General features: G+C 39.2%; 7 protein-coding genes. All 7 read left to right on the top strand.

What is annotated here, in order from left to right:
* Positions 1–262: transposase (locus MLE14_RS21525; protein WP_243298557.1), on the top strand; the 262-nt coding region annotated here is incomplete at its 5' end.
* 220 nt (positions 263–482) lie between these two features.
* Positions 483–1,622 carry an endolytic transglycosylase MltG gene (mltG, locus tag MLE14_RS21520; RefSeq protein WP_243300456.1) on the top strand — a complete coding sequence of 380 codons (1,140 nt, stop codon included), beginning with the start codon at positions 483–485 and terminating at the stop codon, positions 1,620–1,622.
* Positions 1,623–1,929: 307 nt separating this feature from the next.
* Positions 1,930–2,583 carry an O-methyltransferase gene (locus tag MLE14_RS21515; RefSeq protein WP_243300455.1) on the top strand — a complete coding sequence of 218 codons (654 nt, stop codon included), beginning with the start codon at positions 1,930–1,932 and terminating at the stop codon, positions 2,581–2,583.
* Positions 2,584–2,680: 97 nt separating this feature from the next.
* A complete protein-coding gene (gene udk, locus MLE14_RS21510) occupies positions 2,681–3,316 on the top strand; it encodes a uridine kinase (protein ID WP_243300454.1) in 636 nt (211 codons plus the stop codon).
* Between the two features lie 145 nt (positions 3,317–3,461).
* A complete protein-coding gene (gene greA / locus MLE14_RS21505; RefSeq protein ID WP_243300453.1) occupies positions 3,462–3,938 on the top strand; it encodes a transcription elongation factor GreA in 477 nt (158 codons plus the stop codon).
* A gap of 46 nt (positions 3,939–3,984) precedes the next feature.
* Positions 3,985–5,775, top strand: coding sequence for a peptidoglycan D,D-transpeptidase FtsI family protein (locus MLE14_RS21500; RefSeq protein ID WP_243300452.1), 1,791 nt, complete (start codon positions 3,985–3,987; stop codon positions 5,773–5,775).
* Between the two features lie 146 nt (positions 5,776–5,921).
* The gene (locus MLE14_RS21495; protein ID WP_243300451.1) at positions 5,922–6,650 is read left to right on the top strand and encodes a DUF1510 family protein; all 729 of its coding nucleotides are present in this window, start codon (positions 5,922–5,924) and stop codon (positions 6,648–6,650) included.
* Positions 6,651–7,047: the final 397 nt, after the last annotated feature.

Here is a 7,047-nt window from a genome sequence, read left to right as displayed (position 1 = left end):
ACAAGAACTAAAGGATTTTTATCAACTGGTTGAGGCTTCTGAAATTCCAGAAATGAAAAAGGCCATTCAAACCATTCAAAACTGGCAAACCGAAATTCTTAATAGTTTTGCATATAACTTTTCCAATGGTTTTTTGGAAGGGATCAATAACTCAACCAAAGTATTAAAACGAAACGCATTTGGCTTTAGAAGCTTTAAACGCTTTAGAGCCAAAATATTACTTTCACATCAATATAAAGGAATTGGGGTTCACATTGGTTAAGGGTGACGACAATTAGTCATCACCCCAACATTTGACGGAGAACCTTTTTTCAGGACTAGCGACCTTATTTCAAATGGGATAAGGCGGTAAAGCTTGACAGATAATAGATGACTTGTAAAATACTAATGAAGCGGGTCTTTTTTCATAGGCAGTGTTAATAAGGGAACAAAAGATTGAGAAAAATAGTAGAAAAATAGCTCAGTAAGTGGGTGAAAACAAATTGAAAAGCACAGATGAGCAAGAAAATAATAAAGAAATCATACAGGAAAAATGGCTTGAAAGACAGCGCGAGGCGAAAACAATCAGAAGAATTGTTTTTATCATTACGACTACTTTATTCTTATTTGTCGGCGGAGCAGTTTTAGGAGGAATTCTTTACGTTAGTTCAGCCTTAAAACCAGCAGATCCCGAAAGCAGAGAATATAAAGACATTGAAATCCCAATTGGGTCAAGTGTCACAGCTATTGCAAACATCCTGGAGGATGGGGACATTATTAAAGATGCGACCATCTTTAAATATTACATAAAGTTTAAAAACGAATCGGGCTTCCAGGCCGGACAATATGAACTTTCCCCTTCTATGACGTTTGATCAAATTATTCAAAGTCTAAAGACCGGCAAAGTCGTAAGGGAAGTTGATTTTAAGGTAACCATTCCTGAAGGATTGTGGCTAGAAGATATTGCAGGCAGGATTGCAAAACAAACGGGACAAACTAAAGAGGAAGTATTTACAACTTTAAATGATCCAGCCTTTATCGAGCAGATGATGAATGAGTTCCCGTTTATTTTGACAGAAGATATTTTAAATGAATCGATTAAATATCCGCTCGAAGGATATTTGTTCCCAGCTACTTATTCCTACTATGAAGATGAACATACAGTCGAAGCTATTGTTCGTAAGATGTTATCTAAAACATCCGATGTGCTAATGGAATACCAGGGGTTGCTCGAAGAAAGACAGCTCACGGTTCATCAAGCGCTTACACTAGCCTCTCTCATTGAAGAGGAGGCAACTGAATCTGTGGATCGTCATTTGATTTCCAGTGTATTTTACAACCGAATGGAAATCGGTATGCCATTACAAACGGATCCAACGGTCCTTTATGCAAAGGGGGAACATCAGGAAAGAACTATGTATGAGGATTTAGAAATTGATTCACCTTATAATACGTATACCAACGCTGGTTTACCGCCTGGACCGATTGCGAATCCTGGTGTGTCCTCGATAGAGGCAGCATTGAATCCGGAAGAGACGAATTATTTATACTTCCTTGCAACCCCAGAAGGTCAAGTCCTTTTCTCAGAAACGCTTGAAGAGCATAATGTTAAAAAAGCGGAGCATATTTCAAGCGAAACTTAAAGAAAACGTGGATAGCGCCAATCCTTAGGCACAGGCGATTGCAAGCCTGCACTAATCAAACTTAATACGCCAACTCCAGTGGCTTTGCTTGACTCATGCATCTTGCCCGTCACATTTTATACCTAAAATTGGCCACTAGTGTTGATTGATCTTCAATGCTGCCAATAATACTTAAAGTATAAAAAATAATAGGGTATGGGAAAGAGACTTCTCTTTCCCCTCTTTTTTATGGTACTATAGGGAAGTTCGTATTTACTTCATTGGTCCAACAAGTGTTTTGATCAATGTTTTAAGGAGGCATTTTCTTTTGTCTGGCTCGGTTTTTTCGAATATAAAGGATTATATTTCCCAGCTTAACCCGCAAGAGGATTCATTCTTTCAAAGGATGGAAGAATATGCAAAAAAACATTCAGTCCCGATTATGGAAAAAAGCGGGTTGCTGGTAATGCTTCATTATTTCCGTCTTCTGCAGCCCAAAAGAGTGCTGGAGATAGGGACGGCGATCGGATATTCCGCTTTAAAAATGGCAGAAGCATGCCCTGATAGCCATGTTTTTACGATTGAGAGAGATCTTAATCGGGTAGAAGAAGCAAACCATTTTATCGCCGAAAAAAAGCAAAGTGAAGCCATTACGATTTTAGTTGGGGATGCCCTGGAAATTTCTGATGAAGTGGCAAAGCATGCACCTTTTGATATTTTGTTTATCGATGCAGCGAAAGGGCAATATCAAAAATTTTTCGAGCTGTATAGTCCGTATGTTCAAAAGGGTGGCTTTATTTTCTCAGATAATGTATTATTCAAGGGCTTGGTTGCACAGACCAATCAAGAAGTAAACAAGCGGATTGAAAAAATGATTGCAAAAATCCATTCCTATAATGAGTGGCTTCATTCCCATCCGTCCTTTGACACTGTTTTACTTCCGGTTGGAGATGGACTAGCCGTTTCAAGGAAAAAGGAATAAATAGTTTTTTATGTATTTGTATGGAAATACGAAAAATAGGTAAACTTACCTTTTATAGGTCCTTTACGATTTGATTTAATGAGAAAGGAGCACTAATATGAGAGCGAAGCCGGTTGTTATCGGAGTTGCTGGAGGATCTGGGTCAGGCAAGACAAGTGTTACAAAGGCAATCTATGATAGATTTCAGGGTCATTCAATCCTCATGATTGAGCAAGACTCATATTATAGGGACCAATCTCATTTACCATTTGAAGAAAGACTTCTAACGAATTATGATCATCCGCTGGCATTTGATAACGATTTGCTGATTGACCATCTGGAGCAGCTGATTAATTACATTCCAATTAACAAGCCAGTATATGATTACAGCCTTCATACACGTTCTAATGAAGTTATTAGAGTTGAACCAAAAGATGTTATTATATTGGAAGGTATATTAGTTTTAGAAGACGAACGGCTTCGGGATTTAATGGATATCAAACTTTTTGTAGATACGGATGCAGATTTGCGCATAATCCGCAGAATACAAAGAGATATTCAAGAAAGAGGACGTTCGATTGATTCTGTTATTGACCAGTATATTCATGTCGTCAGACCGATGCATAATCAGTTTATCGAACCGACGAAGCGTTATGCTGATGTCATTATCCCAGAAGGCGGACAAAATTATGTAGCGATTGACCTGATGGTTACAAAAATTCAAACAATTCTTGAACAAAAATCATTTTTATGAAACAATAGCATATGAATATGGACAATAGGGGAACTAATAAAAGCGCAATTATTAAAAGGGTGCGATTATTATCGCATTCTTTTTCTGTACCCGCTAGATATTGGAAAAAAATGGTTTTTATGGATTGAAGGAGTGTGAAGGAAACATGGCACAAGAAAAAGTTTTCCCGATGACAAGAGCAGGGAAAGAAAAATTAGAACAAGAATTAGAACATCTAAAAACTGTAAAAAGAAAAGAAGTTGTGGAGAGAATAAAAATTGCCCGCAGCTTCGGTGATCTTTCTGAGAACTCAGAGTATGATTCTGCCAAAGAGGAACAGGCATTTGTCGAAGGCAGAATCACTACCTTAGAAAATATGATTCGAAATGCAAAAATTATTGAAGAAGATGAAATGAGTACAGATATCGTTTCTTTAGGGAAATCCGTGACATTTATCGAACTTCCTGACGGTGAAGAAGAAACTTATACCATTGTAGGAAGTGCGGAAGCCGATCCGTTTGAAGGAAAAATCTCAAATGATTCCCCAATTGCGAAAAGCTTACTCGGCAAAAAAGTCGGCGATGAAGTAGTTGTCCAAACTCCAGGTGGGGAAATGAATGTGAAAATAGTATCTATTAGCTAGTCTAAAGTTGCTGCACCTCGTCAACAATGTTGGCGAGGTGTTTTTTATGATTAGAAAAAAACGCATGTACGTGCTGGTCTGCACTATATTCCTTTTATTGATGATTTTATTAGGCCGATTGACACAAATACAATTAATCGAAACCGAAAATTTTACAGATCGAAATATTAATTTATTAGAGGCCAGTGTTGACCAAAGAACCCAAGAGGTAGTAATCGATCAGGGAAGAGGGAAATTCCTTGATCGGAACGGGGAATCACTTACCCATTTTTCTGTGCCTTCCCTTGTACTATTTCCCTTTTTAAAAGAAATGGAATGGAATCGGGAGGCGGTAGCGAGGATTCTCGGGGTATCGGAAGCTCAACTTAACCAGGCGATAGAGAAGGCAAAAGAACCTTTTATTTTTGGAGGCAATAATCCATTTGTACTGACAGATCATCAGATGAAGAGTATTAATGACCTTCAAATACCAGGGGTCTTTGCTGTTCATAAGCAATTTACGAGAAAAGAGATACCAGCTGAACAGCTGATTGGCATTGTAAGGGAGAATCCTGATGTCTTAAAGAAGAGATATGGTGCCAGAGATCTGCCAGTCAATACGGTGATAGGAATAACTGGATTACAGGAAAGCTTTGATGAGTTTATTTTACAGGAAGGAGAAACAAAGCTTCTCTATCATGTCGACGCGATGGGGGGCCCATTGTTTGGCATTGATGTAAAATACATTGATCCAGCTAATCCTTTTTATCCAGTAAATGTTCAAACAACTCTCGATTTAGAAATACAGCAGATGCTAGAGTCGTTGACCGATAAGCATAAGATTCAAAACGGAGGAGTTGTGCTGCTGGATGTAGAAACCAATGACATCTTAGGAATGGTTTCCCGGCCACATATAAATGAAAAAGCACCCTTTGACGATCAAGGAGCCATTAATTTTATGCTAACCCCACAAATTATAGGTTCCGTATTTAAAACCGTAGTTGCCGCAGCTGCGATTGATTTAGAGATGGATTTGCCGTCAAAGACATATAATTGCAGTTTAACGATAAGGGATGAAGTAGATCCGAACTTCAATTATGGTTACCTGAATCTGGAAGAAAGCTTCGCAAAAAGCTGTAACCGTACGTTTGCGCTTTTAGCTGAAGAAATTCAAAAAAAGGATCCAACCCTTTTGGAAAAATATGCTGAAAAGCTATCACTTACCAGTTTAAACGGCTGGGTGGGGGATGTTTTCCATTATAACGATTTCAGGCAGCTTCGGGATGAAAAGACTGGTCGTGTCTTTAGCAAGGAAGAAGATCGAACTGATTCCAATTTAGTAAGACTTACTGCAATTGGTCAGCATGAGGTACGAGCAACCCCTTTAGGCGTGGCGAGTATGATGGCAACTATTGCCCGCGGAGGAGAAAAATTAATGGCGCGTGCAGTCAGTGATTTAAACTACAAAAATAATACAAACTTTTTTGAGTTCCCCGTGCAAAAACAAGAGGGAGAAACGATTTCTCCGTATACTGCTATGAAATTGCAGCATCTTTTAAGAGAAGTTGTGGTCAACAATGAGGGAACCGGCAGATGGTTTCAAGGCCTCTCATATGAGGTGGCAGGAAAATCGGGAACAGCAGAAACAGGAATTGAAAAAAATGGTTCACAGCTCCACAATAAGTGGTTTGCCGGATACTTCCCATTTGATAATCCAAAATATGCACTAGTTGTTGTGAATTTGGGTGTGCCTTCTGATCAAGGAGGAATCAATCAGCTGTTCAGTGATATTGTCCAAGGTCTTTATAATCTTGATCAAAAAAGAAATCAAGAGAACGATGCTGAAAAAGGAAACTGACTCATACTGTTATATAGGAAGGGACTAAATTATTTCAATCCTTTTACAAACAATGCTTGGACTTCAAGTAAAAACGGGTTCATGATAATATAATAGAGATTGTATTAAAAAGCGAACTTCCGGTTGTCAAGAAAGGGGAGAGGAACTTGAAAAATGATTATAAAGACTTTTATATTGGGTCTAGAGCTCAAACAAGGTCTAAAAAAAGAAAAACCAACCTCATTTTAAATAGTTTAATTGGTATCGTTGTATTATTAATAGTCATTGTCGGTGCCAATATTTTCTTTGGGTCTGACAATGATGAAGCTGCATTAGAGGCAACGAATCCACAAAACAATTCAGAAAATATAGACGGTAGCCCTGCAGACGAAGAAGCAGGGGATGAAACAGGTGAAGATACAGAAGAACCTGCTGAAGAAGAGACAGAAAGTCCAGACTCCAATGAAGCTGGTGACGAAGGAACAGATCCATCTGAAGAACCATCTGAAGAAGGAGAAACAGATTTACCGCAAGAAAATCAAACCATTGTGGAAGATAGCAATGATCCCAACGTAAAAGAAACATATGTGAATCCTGGCTGGCAGCCAATTGGAACCCAGCAGCAGGGAGAGCATACGAAGAATTTCTCAACTGGCTCCCAAGACTGGGCAGAAATGCAGCAGGCGATAGCTGTCGCTCTAAATACATCAACAGCTGGTTTAACATACTGGTGTGTTGAGAATGGCGGCGGTGAGCAAGTTATCGGCACTGTAACAACAAAAGGCGGTGCAAGTGAGCCGTATCGGGTCTACATTGAATGGGTTGACGGCCAAGGCTGGAAACCGGTAAAGGTTCAATCATTGGTTGAAAATGATAAACAAAACAGTTGTGGTTAAAATATCATAAAAAGGCTGTTCTAAAAGGGTGTTTTCCCCTTTAGAACAGCCTTTTTTATGTGCGCCCAGCATGGGTGCAATCTATAGGGTGAAAGTCCCGAACTGTGAAGGCAGAAGTAACAGTAGCTTAACGCAAGGGTGTCCGTGGTGACACGGAATCTGAAGGAAGCGAGCGGCAAACCTCCGGTCTGAGGAACACGAACTTCATATAAGGCTAGGTATCATTGGATGAGTTTGCATAACAAAACAAAGTCCTTTCTGCCAAAGATGATACAGAGTAAATGAAGCAGATATTTGGAGGGAAAGATTGCACTCTTACCTGGGGAGATCTGACTGGAAAGCCAAGTACTCTTGGTAACCTATCTAGCGATAGATAGCTGAACAGTTAGAAGTCAGC

This window comes from Bacillus litorisediminis (assembly GCF_022808645.1).
Classification (GTDB): Bacteria; Bacillota; Bacilli; order Bacillales; family JC228; genus Bacillus_BF; species Bacillus_BF litorisediminis.
This window is presented reverse-complemented; position numbering and strand designations above follow the sequence as displayed.

Excerpts from the sequence above, each read along its gene's own strand:
- udk (WP_243300454.1), top strand. The coding sequence starts at position 2,681 with ATGAGAGCGAAGCCGGTTGTTATCGGAGTTGCTGGAGGATCTGGGTCA.
- greA (WP_243300453.1), top strand. The coding sequence starts at position 3,462 with ATGGCACAAGAAAAAGTTTTCCCGATGACAAGAGCAGGGAAAGAAAAA.
- MLE14_RS21500 (WP_243300452.1), top strand. The coding sequence starts at position 3,985 with ATGATTAGAAAAAAACGCATGTACGTGCTGGTCTGCACTATATTCCTT.